Below are 16,997 nucleotides of genomic sequence, written 5' to 3'. Positions count from 1 at the left end.
CGACGGATCGATCAGAGCGCCGGTCCACGCACAGCATCGTGGGCCGGCGGATCCGTGTCGGTGGACAACTTGTCGCGCAACGACTCCGAGTTCAGCAGCATGTTCAGGACCACCGCGCACAGCGCACCCGCGCTGATGCCGGAATGGAAGATGGTCTGAAACCAGTCGGGGAACCGGTCGTAGAGGTCCGGCGACACCGTGGGCAACAGTCCGACGCCCACCGCGACGGCGACCACCAGGATGTTCGTGTTGTTGAACGACACCTGCGCGAGCGTGCGGACGCCACTCGCGGCCACCATGCCGAACAGTGCGATGCCCGCGCCACCGAGCACGGGAAGCGGCACACCCTCCACCACGGCACCGAGTTTCGGCAGCAACCCCAGCAGGATGAGGATGCCGCCGGCGAACGTGGCCACATGGCGGGTCTTGACGCCCGTGATCGCCACCAGCCCCACGTTCTGCGCGAACGCCGTGTACGGGAACGTGTTGAAGATGCCACCGAGCATCGTCGACAGGCCGTCGGCGCGCAGACCGTCGGCCAGACGGCGAGGCGGAACCTTCTTGTCGACGATCTCGCCGACAGCGATGATGTCGCCCGTGGTCTCGGTCATGATGACCAGCGCGACGATGCACATGGTGATGATCGCGCTGACCTCGAACGTCGGGAATCCGAAGTGGAACGGCGTGGTCACGCCGACCCAGTCCTGTTCCCGCACACCACTGAAGTCGGTCATGCCCAGCGGGATCGCGATGACGGTGCCGGCGACGAGTCCGAGCAGGATGCTCAGTCGCTTGGCGGCCGGGGGAGCGAACCGTTCGATCAGCAGGATGATCAGCAACGTGAGTGCGCCCATCCCGATGTACTTCGGATCACCGAAGTCCTCGGATCCCGTTCCGCCGCCGAACCATCCGGCCGCCACCGGCATCAGCGACAGGCCGATGATCAGGATGACCGTGCCCGTGACCAGAGGCGGGAACAGGTGGAGCAGCTTCGCGAACACCGGCGCCAGCGCCATCATGAACACGCCGGACGCGATCACGGAACCGTAGATGGCGGTGACGCCGTACTGCGAGCCTATGGCGATCATCGGTGTCACCGCGGCGAAGGTGCAGCCCTGCATCAGCGGTAGTCGTACCCCGAAGCGCCAGAACCCGACCGCCTGGATCAGTGTCGCGATCCCGGCGACGAACAGGTCGGCCGTGATGAGGTACGGCAGGTCGCTCGACTGCAGTTCCCCCGCAGCGACCAGCGCGCTGCCGACGATGAGAGGGACGGCGACCGCGCCCGCATACATCGCGAGCACGTGCTGCAGGCCGAGTGGAGCCAGCACCGACAGCGGGGGAATGTGGTCGACCGGATGCGTGCCCGCCCGACCGCGAGTGAACCTCGACAACGACACCATGGGACACAGTGTCGGCCCTGCCCGTGTCGTTCGTCGGTCTTCTCGGTTTCCGCGCCGTTACGGCGGCACTCCGTCGGCTCAGAGCGTGGTGGCGGCGAAGGACACGAAGACGACGAACAGTGCGGCGCCGCCCAGCGCGGCTCCGATCATCGCCTCGCGGCCGTTGGTGGCCGTGCCGTCCTCGTCCCGGCCGATACCGACCCACCCGCACACCACCGCGAGGATGCCGGTGGGCACCGCGACGATGTCTCCCACGAAGGGCACGAACGCGCAGACCAGCGCGACGATGCCCGCGACCAGCGCGCTGCTGCCCGCGCCGTTGCGATACGCGGGACGTGATGACGGAGTGTCGGTCACACCCGGAATGGTCTCAGGTGCTCCCCGCGGCGCCGCCACCGCCACCCGCGCCGGCCCCGGACACCGTGCCGGCGCTGCTGTTGGTCGAGGTGAACACCGAGGAGAAGACGACCCAGTTCAGCAGTGCCGGGTCCGAGGCGTGCAGTGATCCGGACGGTGAGGCGAAGGCACGCAGCGTCGTTCCGCCGTCCGCGTCCGTGGCCGCCTCGAGGCGCTTCGTGAACGTGGAGCCGAGCCCCAGCGCGACGATGTCGGGCAGTGCGTCGTCCAGATCGAGCGAGGAGTCGTCGTCCTTTCCCGACTGCTTCAACCCGTCACGGTAGGCCTCCCAGGGACGAGCGGCGTCGAGACCGGCAGCCGAGAATCGCGAGTAGGCGACCGTCATGACGAGGCCGGCGATCAGCAGGATCCCGCCGGGAATCGCGGCGACCAGCATGATCGGGGCCCCGGAAGCAGCGACCACGCCTGCGCCCACCATGACTGCACCGCCGAGAAGTGCCAGTCCGACCAGACCCCAGCGTGGTCCGGCCGTACCGTGGCGCACCCACCCGTTCGCCTCGAGGTGCGCGTCGACGACGGCCTTCGTCGCGCCGTGACCCTGCGCGAGCTTCGTGAGCGCGGCGCTGTCCACCACGTCGCCCTCGGCCTTCTCGGACAGCATGGTCCAGACGGCGTCCTGCACGTCGCCGCGTACCTTGCCGCGGTCGAGCAGTCGGACTCGGAGCGTGTCCTTGCCACGTTTCTTCGACCCGGAACCCGGCTCGGACTCGAGAGCCACTGCGTCGGCCGCCGCGAGTGCCAGCAGCGTGGCCGGCACCGCACTCGCCTGCGCGCTCCGATGGACCAGAGCCGTGACGATCGCGGGATCGGTGGTGTGATCGGGTCGGTAGGTCGTCGGAGGCTGCGCCGACACCGTGGGCCGCGAACGGCGACGGTAGATCTGCGCCGCGCCCGCGGAGCCGACCAGCACGACGGCGAGACCGGTCCACGGGAGCCACGTCGACCCCGGCCCGGCGGCGAACTCGTCGAGCGCCGTCACCGGTGGCCCGACCAGGATGGAGGACTCGAGCCGGTCGATGCCGTTCGTCAGACTGCCCGCGACGTCACCGTCGCGCAGCGGCGGCACCAGGGCGTCCTCGATGATCGCTTCCTGCTCGTCGCGGGGAACATTGCCGTCGTCGAAGGTGGAACCGAGGAAGATCCCGGCCCGAGCTTCGTCGTCGGTACCGGGCTCGCGGTTGATCAGGATGGCGCCGGCGACGTCCTGATCGACGTCCGCCGTCGACACCCACGCCTGCTGGAGTGCCTCCACCTGATCGAGGGTGTCGTCCGAGTCGGCGTCCAGCTCGCGGACGTACGCGACGACGTCGGCCCCGGTCTCGGCGCGCAGCGCGTCGAGTCGTTGCTCCAGCGCCTCGACGTCGGCCGGACCCAGCGAGTCCCCGGTGCGGTCGTACACGCGTTGACCGACCGTGAGCCCGTCGAACTGTGTGTCACCGGAGCTGTCGGAGCAACCGGCGAGACCGAGCACCGCTGTCGCCGCGATGAACGCGACCGCGAACCGGAACCGTGTCATGCCGTCATGATAGGCAGACTCGACGGTCCGGTATCGCGTGTCGCGTGTGGGTCAGCGGTTGTCGACGGCCTCGGCCAGCTCGCGCAGGCGCGGCAGCGCGCGGTCCGTCAGCAGCTGCTCGCGGGTGTCGGCCGAGACGGCCATGCTGTCCTTCCAGAGGGAGCGACCCGCCATCGCGCCGCTGGCGCCGTTCGCCACGGCGGTGCGCACCTGCTCGATGAACGTCTCGTGATCCACACCGGCGGACAGGACGGCCCACGGCACGCCGTTCGCGGCGGCGGTCACGGCGGCACAGGCTTCGGCCGATCCGGGGTACTGCAGCTTGAGCACCTTGGCACCGCACTCGACGGAGATGCGGGCGGACTCGGCCACGAGGGACGGGAAGCGCTCCGCGTAGTCGACGGCCGATTCGCCCTCGAGCCGGTACGTGAGGATCTCGACGATCAGCAGCAGACCCTCGGCCGAGCACGCCTTCACCAGTTCGGCGATCTCCTGGCCGACCCGCGAGTCCGCCGTCTGACGGTCGGGGCGCATGTACCACAACATCTTCGCGACATCGCCGCCCAGATCGCGCACCACGCGCGGGGTGACGCCGTCGACGAAGCGGGTGAACTTCAGGCCGTCCACGGTCTCGAATCCCGAGGCGTCCATCCCGACCACGAGCGCGGTGTCCCGCGACAACGTGCCCTCGTCGACGACGCGGGGGAGCGCCACCTCCGGGTCGAGCAGGATGGCGGGAGCGTGGTTGCCGAGGTACTTCACGAGATCGCCCTTGGCATCGGCGAGTTGATCCTTCGAGATGGAGTCCGGACCGTCCGGGGCGTCGTTCATGACGGCCTTCATGCCGTTGCGCTGGTCGCCGGCCACGATCAGCATGTTGCCGTTCGCAGTGGAGATGGCGGCCATGCCGCGTCGTTCCAGTGTGGTGAGGTCGTTCATGTCGGAGCTCCTGTCGGTGGTGCGAGGTGGGGTTCGGTCGCTCGAGTCGAGCAGTCTGGAGGCGAACAGGGCTGCGCCGTAGGCGGTGTCCTGTGTTCGGCCGGAGGTGGTGATGTCGGGCAGGACGGCGGCGCGGGCGTCGCGGACGCAGGCCATGCTCGCCCAGCCACCGGTGAGGATGCTGCGCCGTGCGGGCGGGACCTCACGGTCGAGCGCGGCGACCAGCAGGGCCACCTCGTCGTTCCCGTGGAGCAGCACGGCGCGGAAGAGTTCGGCGGCGTCCACCCCGTCGGTCCGGATGGTCAGTGCGAGCACACCGTCGTCGTTGCGTGCACCGGAGACGGTGACACCACCCTCGGCGACGGATCCCGCGGACGGCAGCGCCTGCACGCGCTGGTCCAGCCCGTCCCGCCCGGCGCGATCGGTGATGTCGCACAACTGCAGTGCGCGGCGCATGAGCAGTCCCGACTTCACACCGGCCACCAGCACGTACTTGCCGGGCACGACGTGGCGGACCGAGTTGATCAGGTGCTCGGCCAGTCGCGCGCGACTGGCCGCGGACGGTGGCGTGTCCAGGACGCGCAACAACACCTCCGCGGTACCCATCGAGACGAGGTAGGTGTCGTCGGCGATGTCGCCGCCGGACACCGCGGACACGAGGTGGTCGTGGCCCGCGACCGTGAGGGCGGCCCCGCGTACGAGCTCGGGAAGCCATGGCGCCGAGGCGAATCCGAGTTCGGTGCCGGCAGCGACGAGGGGCGGGAGGAAGGTGTCGTCGACACCGAGGTGCGCCAGCATGTCCCGCCAGGGGGCGCCGGTGTCCTGGTCGAGCAGCCCCGTTCGCGACGCCAGCGAGTACTCGCTGACAGCCCGTCCGCCGAGAGCGGCGACGACGAACGCGGGCAGATCCAGCCATCGGAGTCCGGTGAGGTCCAGTCCGCCGGACTGCAGATGCAGGATCTTCGCCACCGAGACCTGCACCCCGAGAGGGATTCCCGTGGTCGCTGCGAACGCGACCCGCAGCGGCTCGGGCAGGGCGGCGACCTGCTCCCCGCCGCGCGGGTCGAACCACGCGAACGACGGCGCCACGACCTCCAGCCCTGCGTCGACGAGGAAGCCCGTCTCGCCCATGCCCGAGACGGCGACGGCATCGAGCCGGGCGTTCGGATCACCGGTGACGTCCGGCAGTCGGCGCGCGACGATCTCCACCAGGTGACGCACGGTGTCGAGGAGATCGTCCGCCGCCATGTCGGTGGTACCGCCGGCCCCGTGCGTCCAGGGAGTGGCGAGTTGCTCGATCAGGACCTCGGAACCCGAGGAGTCGCTGACGAGGATCTTGATTCCGGTGCTGCCGAGGTCGAGACCGGCGACGAGGGACATGCTCACGGGCGGTACCGCTTTCCAGCGCTGGGGGATTGTCGATTCGGGGGAGCGAGATGCGAGCTGCGCTCGACGAGAGTCGTGTCGGCGAGGCCGGCCACGGCGTCGAGGGTGGGATCGTCGAAGCGCAGCAGCAGACGGTCGAACGCCGCGGCTCCGATCTCGTACGGGTTCTGGTCGATGCAGGTGACGGGCGGATCGACGGCGTCGGCGAGAGCGAAGCTGCCGAACGACACCATGGCCACGTCCGTGCGGTGGATCTCGTGCAGGACCGACACGACGGCACTGGCGTGGCGGGCGTTGGAGACGAACAGCGCCGTGGGGGGTTCAGGGAGGGCGAGCAGGTCGAGCACCACCGGGCGCACCGCGTCCGGTGACGGCGCCACTTCGGGAATGCCGTCGCCCGGGGCGCTGAGACCGTGCTCGGTGAGGACGTCGACGTACGCGTCGCGTCGACGTTGCGCCGTCTGCAGTCGCGCATCGTGACCGACGAGGGCGATCCGCCGGTGCCCCGCGTCGACCAGCACCCGGACGGCGCGTCGAGCCGCCGAGTAGTCGTCGACGGTGACGGAGTCGAAACCCGGGATCGAGCGGTCGACGGTCACCACCGGCAGGGTGTGGCGGCGCGGGGTGAGGAACGACGAGTGATCGCCGACGGGGGCGAGCACGATGCCGCGCACGTGTTGACCGGCGAGGCGGGTGAGTTGCGACAGTTCGCGCTCGGGATCGAACCCGGTGCTGCCGACCATGACTCCCATGCCGCGATCGAGCGCACGCTCCTCGATCGCGCGTACCAGGGAGGCGAAGAAGATGTCGTCGATGGAGTCGACCACGATGCCGATGGTGGTGCCGGATCCGGACTTCAGTGATCGTGCGGCGGAGTTGGGAACGTAGTTCAGTTCCGCCACCGCCGCTTCGACGCGCTCGCGCAGCTCGGGGAGCACCGTGTCGACACCGTTGACCACGCGCGAGACAGTCTTGAAGCTGACGCCTGCCAGTGCGGCGACGTCCTTGATGCTGGCGCGGTGGGTCACGGGAGAACTCTCGATCGAGGGTGGGTGACGGTCCGGCATTGCTGCGAGACAACGTTGTCTTCTATGATCGTCATCGTGCACACCTCCTGTCAAGAGATCGCGTGGAACAGCGGCCCGCACGTGGTGATCGCCGGGGTCGCCGGCAGTGGCAAGTCGACCCTCGGAGCAGCGGTCGCCCGTGATCTCGCAGCGCCGTTGCTCGACCTCGACACCCTGACGGCGCCGCTGCTCGACGTGCTGAGTCCGCTGCTGGGCAGTGGACACTGGAACGACTCCGGCGACGCGGCGCCCCTGATCCGTGCCGGTCGATATGCCGTGATGCGTTCCGTCGCAGGAGAACTGACGTCGGTGGGCGCGAGGTCCGTGATGGTCGCGCCGTTCACCCGCGAACTGCAGGGTGGTGACGAGTGGGCGGCTCTTCTCGAGTCCGTGGCCCCTGCGCCGGTGGTCGTCGTCCATGTCGACGGCAGCGAGGCGTTGCTCGCCCGGCGCCGCGCGGACCGCGGTCTGGACCGGGATCGCCACCGCGCCGACACGCCGCACTCGAGCCCCACGGTCCCGCATCTGCGCCTCGACGCGTCTCTGACCACCGCGCAGCAACTGTTCCGTGTCCGCCGGGCGCTGGGACTGGTGTCCCCGCCCGCGGAACGGGGTGGTGTCGTCGGGCGGACGTTCGACGCGATGCTGTTCGACCTCGACGGCACTCTCGTCGACTCCACGGCGGCCGTCGCGCGGTGCTGGGCCCAGGTCGGCGACGAGTACGGATTCGCGGTCGCGGACATCGCGCACGGAATGACGGCGGCGGAGTCGATGGCGCTGCTTCTCGGCGACGTGGAGGGGCCGGCAGCGGCGCTGCGGCTCGGTGATCTGGAGACCCGCGACGTGGCCGACGTGGTCCCCACCCCCGGTGCGCTGGAGATGTTCTCGGCACTGCCCGCCTCGCGGGTGGCGATCGTGACGTCGGGTGCACCCCCCGTGGCGCACGCCCGTCTCGCAGCGGCGGGTCTGGCCGCACCCACCGCGATGGTGACCTCTGCGGACGTGGCACACGGCAAGCCGGACCCGGAGCCCTATCTCCTCGCGGCGCGCACGCTCGGGATCGATCCGAGCCGCTGCCTGGTCGTCGAGGACGCGCCCGCCGGAGTGCTATCGGCACGGGCCGCGGGCTGCACGGTGATCGGTGTGGGAGGCACGCACGACCGAGCCGACCTGGACGCGGACCTGCAGGTCGACACCCTGGATCAGCTGACGGTCACCCTCGCCGAGGGAGGCGTCACCGTGTCACTGCGGTGACGCGGCGCCGTCGGGGAGCGTGCACGATTCCCTCTCGATCAGCTCGACTCCGAGCACGTTGCGGCGGCGGTAACGCCGGCGCGGGTTCTCGATGCGTCCGAGAATGCGATCGATCGCTTGGAGCCCGAGTTCGGCTGGGTTCTGGTCGATCACGGTGACGGGCGGGCACAGAGCGTCGGCCAGCGGGAAGTCGCCGAAGCCGACGTACGCGGGGCGCGTCGCTCCGCGCTTCTGCAGTTCGGGCACGCACGCCATCGCGGTGCGGGCGTTGGACAGGAACAGCGCCGTGGGCGGCGCGGAGGAGTCGAGCAGTGTGCGCATCGCCTCCCGTGCCTGATCGCGGCCGAGGACTCCGGTGACGACCAACGTGTCGTCGTACTCGATCCCGTTGCTCTCCAGCGCATCTCGATACCCGGAGAGGCGGTTGAACGCGGTGCTGATGGAGATGTCGTCGCCGACCAGAGCGATGCGCCGGTGGCCCCGATCGAGAAGATGGGTGGTGGCCGTCCAGGCACCGCCGTGATCGTCGTCGACGAACGTGTCGGCGGTGAGCCCGGAGGGCGCGCGGTCCACGAACACGGTGGGGGTGCGCTCGGCCCACCGCTTGAGATAGGCGTGGTCGGTACCGATGGGCGCGATCACCAGGCCGCTGAGTTGTCTGCGCAGGAGCGATTCCACCAGTGGGCTCTCGAGGGACGCGTCGTGACCGAGGCTGGTCATGATGACGGCCATGTCGTGCAGCCGGGCTCGGTTCTCCACCGCACGCGCGATCGACGCGAAGAAGGGATCGTCGATGTCCGGAACGGCGACCCCGATGGCACCGGTGTGGCCGGCGCGGAACGACGTCGCGATGGTGTTGGGAACGTAGTTCAACGATTCGAGCGCCGCGTTGACCCGAGCGCGAGTCTCGGGATCGACGTGCGGATCGTCGTTGTAGACACGGGACACCGTCTTCGCGCTGACGTTGGCCAGTGTCGCGACATCCTGCATCGTGGTCATCGGGCCACCTTCTTCGTACGTGCCGGGACAGTATGACGGGTCAGCGGCTGGTGTACCCGCCGTCGACCGGAAGAGACACCCCGGTGATCATCGAGGCGTCGTCGCTGAGCAGGAACGCGATGGGGGCCGCGATCTCGGCCTCGGTGGCCCACCGACCGAGCGGCATCTGCGACAGGAACGGGCCCTCGATCTCCGGGCGCCCCCAGTAGAAGGCGGACATCTCCGTCATGACGACGGTGGGATTGACGCTGTTGACCCGGATGCCGTGCTTCCCGAGTTCCAGTGCCGCGACGCGAGTGATGTTGTCCAGGGCGGCTTTCGAGGATCCGTACGAGATGTGTCCGGGGAGCGCTGCGAGCGATGCCTGGCTCGAGACGTTGACGATGGCCCCGGCTCCGGCGGCGATCATCGCGGGAGCCGCGTACTTGATGACGAGGAGGCTGCCGCGCGCGTTGATGGAGATGACCTTGTCGAAGATGTCGATGTCGGTGTCCTGGGGGGTGGCGATCTCGCCGCCGAAGCCGCCGCAGTTGACCACGCCGTAGAGCTCGAGGCCCGACAGGGCCTCACGGATGCTGTCCTCCGACGTGAGGTCGAACGGCAGCGGACGTGCGCCGGTCTCCTCCTGTAGAGCAGCGAGCGCGGCCTCGTTCCGTCCGGACGCGATGACGTCGGCGCCGTCGGCGACGAGGCGCCGCACTGTGGCGGCGCCGATACCGCCGCTGGCCCCGGTGACGAGGATCGTGCGGCCGCTGAACTTCGACGGGGAACTCTGCGACATGTCGGTTCTGCCTTCTGGGGAGTCGTGGGTGTGGCGGTGATGCGATGTCATCGATGTCATGACCTCCGTTGCGGTGGTCCATGACATCGATGACACGGACCGTACGTCACCGTGTGCAATTCTGCGCCCGATTGCCGAGAAACATCGCTGAACTGCGCTGATCCTTCTCTCGGGAGTGTTCTCCACGAATCGGGGAGGCTCGACCGATCGGTGCCCATGTCACCGGTGACATGAATTTTCGCGAAACGCGTGACACGGCGAGTTGCGTGGGTCACACTGATCCGCATCGCGATGCGGCTCGGGCCGCACGACGACCCGCCCCCACGATGGTCGGGTCGATCGAGTTCCGCGATTCGACGAGGGACGGACATGTACGCAGCTTCGAACGACGCCGGCACGCCGGACGGCCGCGAGGACCGTCGGCGCTACGCGCCGGCCGATCTCACCGAGATGGTGAGCCACCTGGCGTCCGTGCTGCGCGACGGATCCGGCGGTCGCCGGCTGCTGGGTGTCACCGGTGCACCGGGCGCGGGCAAGTCGACCTTCTGCGCACTGCTTCAGGCGGAACTCGGTACCGACTCCACGCTGGTGGGGATGGACGCGTTCCACCTCGCCGACGAGGAGCTGATCCGGCTCGGGCGCCGTGGACGCAAGGGTGCGCCCGACACCTTCGACGTCGACGGATACGTCGCGCTCCTGCGCCGCCTGCGGAACCAGACGGCGGAGACGATCTACGCACCGCGGTTCGAGCGGTCGATCGAGGCCGCGATCGCCGGCGCCGTCCCCGTGCAGCGCGACACCGCGATGGTGATCACCGAGGGCAATTACCTCCTGCTCGACGACGGCGGGTGGGACGCGGTGCGCTCGGAGCTCGACGAGGTCTGGTACCTCGACGTTCCGACGACGGTGCGCGCGGAACGACTCGTGGCCCGACACCGACACCACGGCAAGTCGCGTGCGGACGCCGAGCAGTGGACCCGCGACGTCGACCTCCGCAACGCGGAGATCGTGGCCGCGGCGGCCCGCCGCGCCGACCTGATCATCGAGGTGCCGAACGACCCGCTTCTCGCACCCGCTCACGACACCGACTCATCACGCGACACCGACTCATCCGAGGAGCTCTCATGAGCAACCACCCCGACGGCGCCACGCCCGTCCTCGAGGCACGCGGGCTCTCCCGCAGCTTCGGGAACGTGCGCGCGCTCGACGACGCCGATTTCGACATCTACGCGGGCGAGGTGGTCGCACTCATCGGCGACAACGGCGCCGGCAAGTCGACGATGGTCAAGGCGCTGTCCGGCAGCCTGGCGCTGGACTCCGGCGAGATCCTCTACGACGGCGTGACCGTCGACCTGGACAACCCCACCGCAGCAGCAGATCTGGGCATCGAGACGGTGTTCCAGGACCTGGCGCTCGCTCCGCACCTCAACGCGGCCCAGAACATGTTCCTGGGGCGCGAGATTCCCGCGGCGGGCCTGCTGGGCAAGCTCGGCTTCCTGAACACGGCCGAGATGCGCACGCAGTCGCGTGCGGCGCTCGACGAACTGGGGGCCACCGTCCGCAGCCTCACCGATCCGGTCGGAGCCATGTCCGGTGGCCAGCAGCAGGCCATCGCCATCGCCCGCGCCGTGGCCTGGGCCAAGGGTGTGGTGTTCCTCGACGAACCCACCGCCGCACTCGGCGTGGTCCAGACCCGCAACGTGCTCGACACCATTCGTCGAGTGGCCGACAAGGGCGTCGCCGTGGTGTTCATCAGCCACTCGATGCCGCACGTCATGGAGGTCGCCGACCGCGTCCAGGTATTGCGCCTGGGCAAGCGCGTCGCGACGCTCGATGCCAAGAACACGACCATGGAAGCACTCGTCGGCGCGATGACCGGCGCGACGGTGGGAGCCGCGAGATGAGCAATCAGACCTTGCCGAAATCAGCGGGATCCTCGGCCCCCGAACCGTCGTCGAACGGCAGCTCGTTCGATCTGCGGAGCAGCCTCGCCGGCCTCGCCCGTGTCCAGGTGTTCCAGATCGTCATCGTGCTGCTCGCGATCAGCATCCTGTTCTCGATTCTCGCGCCGAACAGTTTCCCCGAGTGGGGCAACATCCGGCAGATCATCCAGAACGTCTCGATCCTCGCCGTCCTCGGCATCGGGATGACGTTCGTCATCGTCACCAGCGGTATCGATCTCTCCATCGGCTCTGTCCTCGTCTTCTCCGGCGTCGTCGCCGCGAAGGTGATGCGGGCCGTCGGCGGCGAGGGCTGGAGTGTGGCCGTCATCGGCATCCTCGTGGCCGTCGCCTGCGGGCTGGCGTGGGGGCTGCTCAACGGGTTCCTCATCGGTATCGCGAAGGTGCCTCCGTTGATCGCGACGCTGGGTACGCTCGGCGGCGCACTGGGTCTCGCCCAGGTCATCACCGGTGGTGTCGACATCCGCGACGTGCCGCCGGTGCTGGTCGACACGATCGGCTACGGCAACGTGCCCGCGACAACCATCCCGCTCATCTCCTTCATCGCCCTGGTGTTCGTCATCGTGTTCGGTATCGTGCTGCACCGCACAAGGTTCGGCCTGCACACCTTCGCTGTCGGGTCCAAGGAGCAGTCCGCCCGGCGCGTCGGCATCAAGGTCGACCTGCACCTGATCAAGGTCTACGCGCTGTCCGGCACGCTCGCCGGTCTCGCGGGCATCCTGTCGCTCTCGCAGTACGGCACCACGGCCATCGCCGGCCAGTCGCAGACCAACCTCAACGTCATCGCCGCGGTCGTCATCGGCGGCACCAGCCTCTTCGGCGGTGTGGGCACCATGTTCGGCACCGTCATCGGACTCTTCATTCCCGCCGTGCTCCAGAACGGCTTCGTCATCGTCGGTGTGCAGCCCTTCTGGCAGCAGGTCGCCGTCGGTGCCGTGCTCATCGCCGCCGTGTACTTCGATCAACGCCGCCGAGCCGCCGCCACTCGCGGGGCGTCGACGTCCTCACTGAAACGACTGTGGGCTCGAAACCCCTGACGTACCACCGTCGCTCGGCCTCATCGCACACTCCACTCACCACGCTCGGCCTACCGGAAAGATCACTCACCCATGCGTACATCCCGGACCGTCGCCGCCGCTGCGCTGGCAGCCGCGTCACTCTCCACCTTCGTGCTCGCCGGCTGTTCGTCCGACTCGGGCGGCGGTGAGAAGAAGCTCGCGTTCATCCAGGGCGTCAGCGGCGACGAGTTCTACATCAGCATGCAGTGCGGCATCCAGGACGCCGCTCAGGCCGCCGGTTACACGGTCGACGTCCAGGGTCCCGCCAAGTTCGACCCGACCCTGCAGAAGCCGATCGTCGATTCGGTCGTCGCCTCTCGTCCCGCCGCGATTCTCATCGCCCCCACCGACGTGTCCGCGATGCAGGCACCGCTCGACGCCGCCGCGCAGGCCGGAATCAAGGTCGTCCTCGTCGACACGACGCTCGAGGATCCGTCGAAGGCCGTGTCGGCCATCTCGTCGGACAACGAGGGCGGCGGCGCCGAGGCGTTCAACGCGATCGAGGGGTTGAACCCGAACGGCGGCAAGGTCATCGTCATCTCCACCGACCCCGGCGTCTCCACCACCGACGCCCGCGTCAAGGGATTCGAAGATGCGGCCGCGGGCAACTCGGCCTTCCAGTACCTCGGAGTGCAGTACAGCCACAACGATCCGGCCGAGGCCGCTCGTCTGATCTCCGCCGCCATCGCCAAGGATCCCGACATCGTCGGTGTCTTCGCCACCAACACCTTCGCCGCGGAGGGCACCGCGACCGGCGTCCGCCAGACCGGGAAGCAGGAGCAGGTCAAGATCGTCGGCTTCGACGCCGGCCCCGCCCAGGTGAAGCAGCTCCGCGAGGGAACGGTCCAGGCGCTCATCGCCCAGCAGCCGGCCACCATCGGCACCGACGGCGTCGAGCAGGCCGTCGCCTCGCTCGAGGACAAGCCCACCGAGAAGGACATCTCCACCGGATTCCACGTCATCACCGCGGACACGATCGACGGCGACGGCGCGCAGTACGTGTACAAGTCGGCCTGCTGACCGGCCGTCCCCAACTGCGGTGGCGCTCTTCTGTCTCACCGGCTCGATCCCGGTGAACGGGAGCGCCACCGCGTTCCACGTCGTACCACTCGAAAGGCACCGCTGCCGTGACCATCTCGATCCAGGACGCCCTCACCGCACCGCCTGCGGGCGTGACGGTTCCGCGTCATCGAGTGGACGGCTCGACCCTGGTGTGCGGCATCGTCCACATCGGTGTCGGCGCCTTCCATCGAGCGCACGAGGCGATGTACGTCGACCGGTTGCTCGCCGCGGGGCACCTCGGCTGGGCGATCTGCGGTGTCGGTGTCATGCCCGCCGACGCGGCGGCGCGTGACACCGCCGCTGCCCAGGACCAGCTCTACACCCTCAGCACGGTGCATCCGGACGGCGCGGAGGACACCCGCATCGTGGGGTCCATCGCCCGCTACCTCTACGCGCCGGACGACCCGGATCTCGTCGTCGCGACGCTCGCGGCACCCACCACGCACATCGTCTCGCTCACCATCACCGAGTCGGGCTACGGCATCGACGACGCGACCGGTGCCTTCGATCCCCGGGACGACGCCACGCGCCACGACCTGATGTCTCTCGACGCGCCGGTCAGCGTCCTCGGGTTCCTCACGGTGGCACTCCGCCGTCGCCGCGACGAGGGCACCGCGCCGTTCACCGTCATGTCGTGCGACAACATCGTCGGAAACGGTACCGTGGCCCGTGCCGCGCTGGTGTCGTTCGCCCGTCACCACGACGGCGCGCTCGCCGACTGGATCGACGACTCCGTCGCGTTCCCGAACTCCATGGTGGACCGGATCACCCCTGCGACGTCGCCGGCCGTGATCGACTCGGTGCGCCGCCGGACGGGCATCGACGACGCCTGGCCGGTGCGGTCCGAATCGTTCGCGCAGTGGGCTCTCGAGGACGACTTCTCCGACGGGCGGCCACCGTTCGAGGACGTGGGCGTCCAGGTGGTCACGGACGTCGTGCCGTTCGAGCGGATGAAGCTCCGACTCCTCAACGCCTCCCATCAGATGCTCGGGTACCTCGGTGTGCTGGCCGGGAAGACGTTCGTGCACGAGGTGATGGCCGACCCCGACCTCGGGGCCTTCGTGGCCTCATACATGCGCCACGAGGCGGCGCCCACCGTGGGACTCGTTCCCGGCGTGGACCTCGACACGTACATCGACGATCTGCTCGCACGCTTCGGCAGCCCGGCCGTGCAGGACACGGTGGCGCGTCAGGTGGTCGACGCGACGTCGCGCATCCCGAAGTTCGTCCTGCCCGTCGTGCGGGACAAACTGCGCGACGACCGGTCGATCGATCACGCAGCCCTGATGCTCGCGGCGTGGTGCGCATGCATCGAAGGGGGAGTGACGCTGCCCGACCGGGCGGCGGATCAGCTCTGCGCACTGGCGCGGGCCGACCACGACAGCCCCGGTGCGTTCCTGGCCCAACCCGACGTCTTCGGGGACCTGACGACGAGCGTGCGACTGCGCGTGGCGTACCAGCGCGCGAAGCGTCGGCTGCAGGACGACGGCCCGATCGGGACGGTCCGGCTGCTCGTGGCATCACCGGTCTGACGCCGGGATTCGGCTGTTCCGACGGCGAGTGTCTCTCATACTGGAGACATGGCCATCGATCCTCGTGGAAGAGACCTGAAGCGTTTCCTGGAAGACGATCCCGGGGGACCGGTGGTGATGCTCAACCTCCTCCGCTTCGCGGAGGGTGGTCGGGACTCGTACGCGGACTATGCGCGGGAGCTCGACGAGACCTTTCTCCCCCGCCACGGGGGCGAGGTCCTGTTCGCGGGCGACGGCTCGACACCGCTCGTCGCGGAGACCGGACAGAGCTGGGACGCGGTGCTTCTCGTCCGCTATCCGTCGCGAACGGCATTCAGCGAGATGGTGGCCGATCCGGAGTATCAGAAGGTGACGGAGCTCCGCACGACTGCGCTGCAGGAAGCCGTTCTGCAGGCCACGGTCCCCTGGCCCTGACCTCGACATGACGGAAGGCCCTGTACCGGCATCCCGGTGCAGGGCCTTCCTTCGTGTCTCAACCACGAGTCGGGGTGGCGGGATTCGAACCCACGACCTCTTCGTCCCGAACGAAGCGCGCTACCAAGCTGCGCCACACCCCGTGGCCGTTCACTCCCCGTCAGGGCAGCTCTGCAACTCTATCGCACCATGGCTTCGGAACGCGAAACGCCCTGTTCGGGTGAGGTCCTGGGCGGACGCTTCGCCGGAACGAGAGTGATCAGGGTGGCCTCGGGACGGCAGCAGAAGCGGTACGGCGCATACGGCGACGTCCCGAGTCCGGCCGAGACGTGCAGTCGGGTGTGGGCACCCCAGCGCGAGGGTCCCTTGACGCGAGAGCGGTCGAGCTCGCAGTTGGTCACCAGTGCGCCGTAGAACGGGAGGCACAGTTGGCCGCCGTGGGTGTGTCCCGCGAGCACCAGGTCGTATCCGTCCGCCGCGAAGCGATCGAGCACGCGCGGTTCGGGTGAGTGGGTGATGCCGATGCTCACGTCGGCGATGGGGTTCGGCGCGCCGGCGATGGTGTCGTAGCGATCACGCTTCAGGTGCGGATCGTCCACCCCGGCCGTCGCGATCCGGACGCCGGACACCTCGAGCTCGCGGCGGACGTGGGTGACGTCCATCCACCCGCGCTCGGTGAAGGCCGCCCGCAGGTCCTGCCACGGCAGCGGGTTCCCGAACACCTTCTTGTGATTCTTCGAGAAGTACTTGAGGGGGTTCTTGGGCACGGGCGCGAAGTAGTCGTTCGAGCCGAACACGAACAGCCCTGGCCGACCGAGGAGCGACCCGAGCGACTGCACCACGGCCGGCACCGACCGCTGGTGGGACAGGTTGTCGCCGGTGTTCACGACGAGATCGGGTTCGAGCCGATCGAGCTCACGCACCCAGTTCTGCTTGAGTTTCTGGTCCGGCATCATGTGCAGGTCGCTGATGTGCAGGACACGCAGCGTCGACGACCCCGGGGCGAGAACCGGCATGGTGGTCTCCCGCAGCGCGAAGGCGTTCCGCTCGATGGCCGTGGCGTAGGTCAACCCCACCGCCGCCGATCCCGCGGCGAGAGCCGCGATCCCTCCGGGAGTGGCGAGAGAACGCGCGGCCGACTGCAGACTCGGGAGCGAGTGCGCCGAGCGACGGGGGAACGCTGATGTACCGGACACCTCATCGACAGT

The 16,997-nt window shown here is 68.8% G+C and carries 15 protein-coding genes and 1 tRNA gene; 7 read left to right on the top strand and 9 right to left on the bottom strand.

The annotated features are described in order from the left end of the window. Positions 1–11 precede the first annotated feature (11 nt). The 5 genes from OG947_RS09815 to OG947_RS09795 form a co-directional block, all read right to left on the bottom strand. Complete coding sequence (locus tag OG947_RS09815; RefSeq protein ID WP_082544397.1) at positions 12–1,403, bottom strand: nucleobase:cation symporter-2 family protein; 1,392 nt, start codon at positions 1,401–1,403, stop codon at positions 12–14. Positions 1,404–1,481: 78 nt separating this feature from the next. Beyond that, entirely contained in the window at positions 1,482–1,760 is a 279-nt protein-coding gene (locus OG947_RS09810; protein ID WP_027506667.1) for a hypothetical protein, read from the bottom strand. Between the two features lie 13 nt (positions 1,761–1,773). Further along, positions 1,774–3,336: a DUF2207 family protein gene (locus tag OG947_RS09805; protein WP_027506668.1), complete on the bottom strand. Its 1,563-nt coding sequence runs from the start codon at positions 3,334–3,336 to the stop codon at positions 1,774–1,776. Between the two features lie 51 nt (positions 3,337–3,387). After that, positions 3,388–5,655, bottom strand: a complete 2,268-nt coding sequence (locus OG947_RS09800) for an FGGY family carbohydrate kinase (protein ID WP_328814002.1) — start codon at positions 5,653–5,655, stop codon at positions 3,388–3,390. Between the two features lie 2 nt (positions 5,656–5,657). Then, positions 5,658–6,689 (bottom strand): LacI family DNA-binding transcriptional regulator, encoded by a 1,032-nt coding sequence (locus tag OG947_RS09795; protein WP_051613560.1) that lies wholly within the window; start codon positions 6,687–6,689, stop codon positions 5,658–5,660. A 75-nt stretch (positions 6,690–6,764) separates the two neighbouring features. On the opposite strand from OG947_RS09795, the gene OG947_RS09790 reads away from it, so the two are divergent. Beyond that, positions 6,765–7,982 carry an HAD-IA family hydrolase gene (locus OG947_RS09790; RefSeq protein ID WP_328813811.1) on the top strand — a complete coding sequence of 406 codons (1,218 nt, stop codon included), beginning with the start codon at positions 6,765–6,767 and terminating at the stop codon, positions 7,980–7,982. On the opposite strand, the gene OG947_RS09785 is transcribed toward OG947_RS09790, so the two are convergent. Then, entirely contained in the window at positions 7,971–8,981 is a 1,011-nt protein-coding gene (locus OG947_RS09785; RefSeq protein ID WP_328813810.1) for a LacI family DNA-binding transcriptional regulator, read from the bottom strand. The two genes, OG947_RS09790 and OG947_RS09785, sit on opposite strands and share 12 nt — an antisense overlap. Positions 8,982–9,021: 40 nt before the next feature. Then, positions 9,022–9,762: an SDR family oxidoreductase gene (locus OG947_RS09780; RefSeq protein WP_027506671.1), complete on the bottom strand. Its 741-nt coding sequence runs from the start codon at positions 9,760–9,762 to the stop codon at positions 9,022–9,024. Between the two features lie 369 nt (positions 9,763–10,131). On the opposite strand from OG947_RS09780, the gene OG947_RS09775 reads away from it, so the two are divergent. From OG947_RS09775 to OG947_RS09750, 6 genes are all read left to right on the top strand, one after another. Next, the gene (locus OG947_RS09775) at positions 10,132–10,890 is read left to right on the top strand and encodes a nucleoside/nucleotide kinase family protein (RefSeq protein ID WP_222633323.1); all 759 of its coding nucleotides are present in this window, start codon (positions 10,132–10,134) and stop codon (positions 10,888–10,890) included. Continuing rightward, the gene (locus OG947_RS09770) at positions 10,887–11,666 is read left to right on the top strand and encodes an ATP-binding cassette domain-containing protein (protein WP_027506672.1); all 780 of its coding nucleotides are present in this window, start codon (positions 10,887–10,889) and stop codon (positions 11,664–11,666) included. Before OG947_RS09775 ends, OG947_RS09770 begins: the two co-directional genes overlap by 4 nt. After that, complete coding sequence (locus tag OG947_RS09765; RefSeq protein WP_027506673.1) at positions 11,663–12,760, top strand: ABC transporter permease; 1,098 nt, start codon at positions 11,663–11,665, stop codon at positions 12,758–12,760. The genes OG947_RS09770 and OG947_RS09765 overlap by 4 nt, the downstream gene beginning before the upstream one ends. Positions 12,761–12,832: 72 nt before the next feature. Then, positions 12,833–13,801, top strand: a complete 969-nt coding sequence (locus tag OG947_RS09760) for an ABC transporter substrate-binding protein (RefSeq protein WP_056443334.1) — start codon at positions 12,833–12,835, stop codon at positions 13,799–13,801. A gap of 107 nt (positions 13,802–13,908) precedes the next feature. Then, a complete protein-coding gene (locus tag OG947_RS09755) occupies positions 13,909–15,375 on the top strand; it encodes a mannitol dehydrogenase family protein (protein ID WP_328813809.1) in 1,467 nt (488 codons plus the stop codon). Positions 15,376–15,423: 48 nt separating this feature from the next. Next, on the top strand, positions 15,424–15,789 hold the full coding sequence (locus OG947_RS09750; protein ID WP_328810858.1) for a DUF1330 domain-containing protein: 366 nt from the start codon (positions 15,424–15,426) through the stop codon (positions 15,787–15,789). 69 nt (positions 15,790–15,858) lie between these two features. Here the strand turns inward: OG947_RS09750 and OG947_RS09745 are convergent. Next, positions 15,859–15,932: transfer RNA gene (locus tag OG947_RS09745), tRNA-Pro, on the bottom strand. A gap of 36 nt (positions 15,933–15,968) precedes the next feature. Beyond that, entirely contained in the window at positions 15,969–16,934 is a 966-nt protein-coding gene (locus tag OG947_RS09740) for a metallophosphoesterase (protein WP_051613580.1), read from the bottom strand. Positions 16,935–16,997 lie beyond the last annotated feature (63 nt).

This window comes from Rhodococcus sp. NBC_00297 (assembly GCF_036173065.1).
GTDB lineage: Bacteria > Actinomycetota > Actinomycetes > Mycobacteriales > Mycobacteriaceae > Rhodococcoides.
This window is presented reverse-complemented; position numbering and strand designations above follow the sequence as displayed.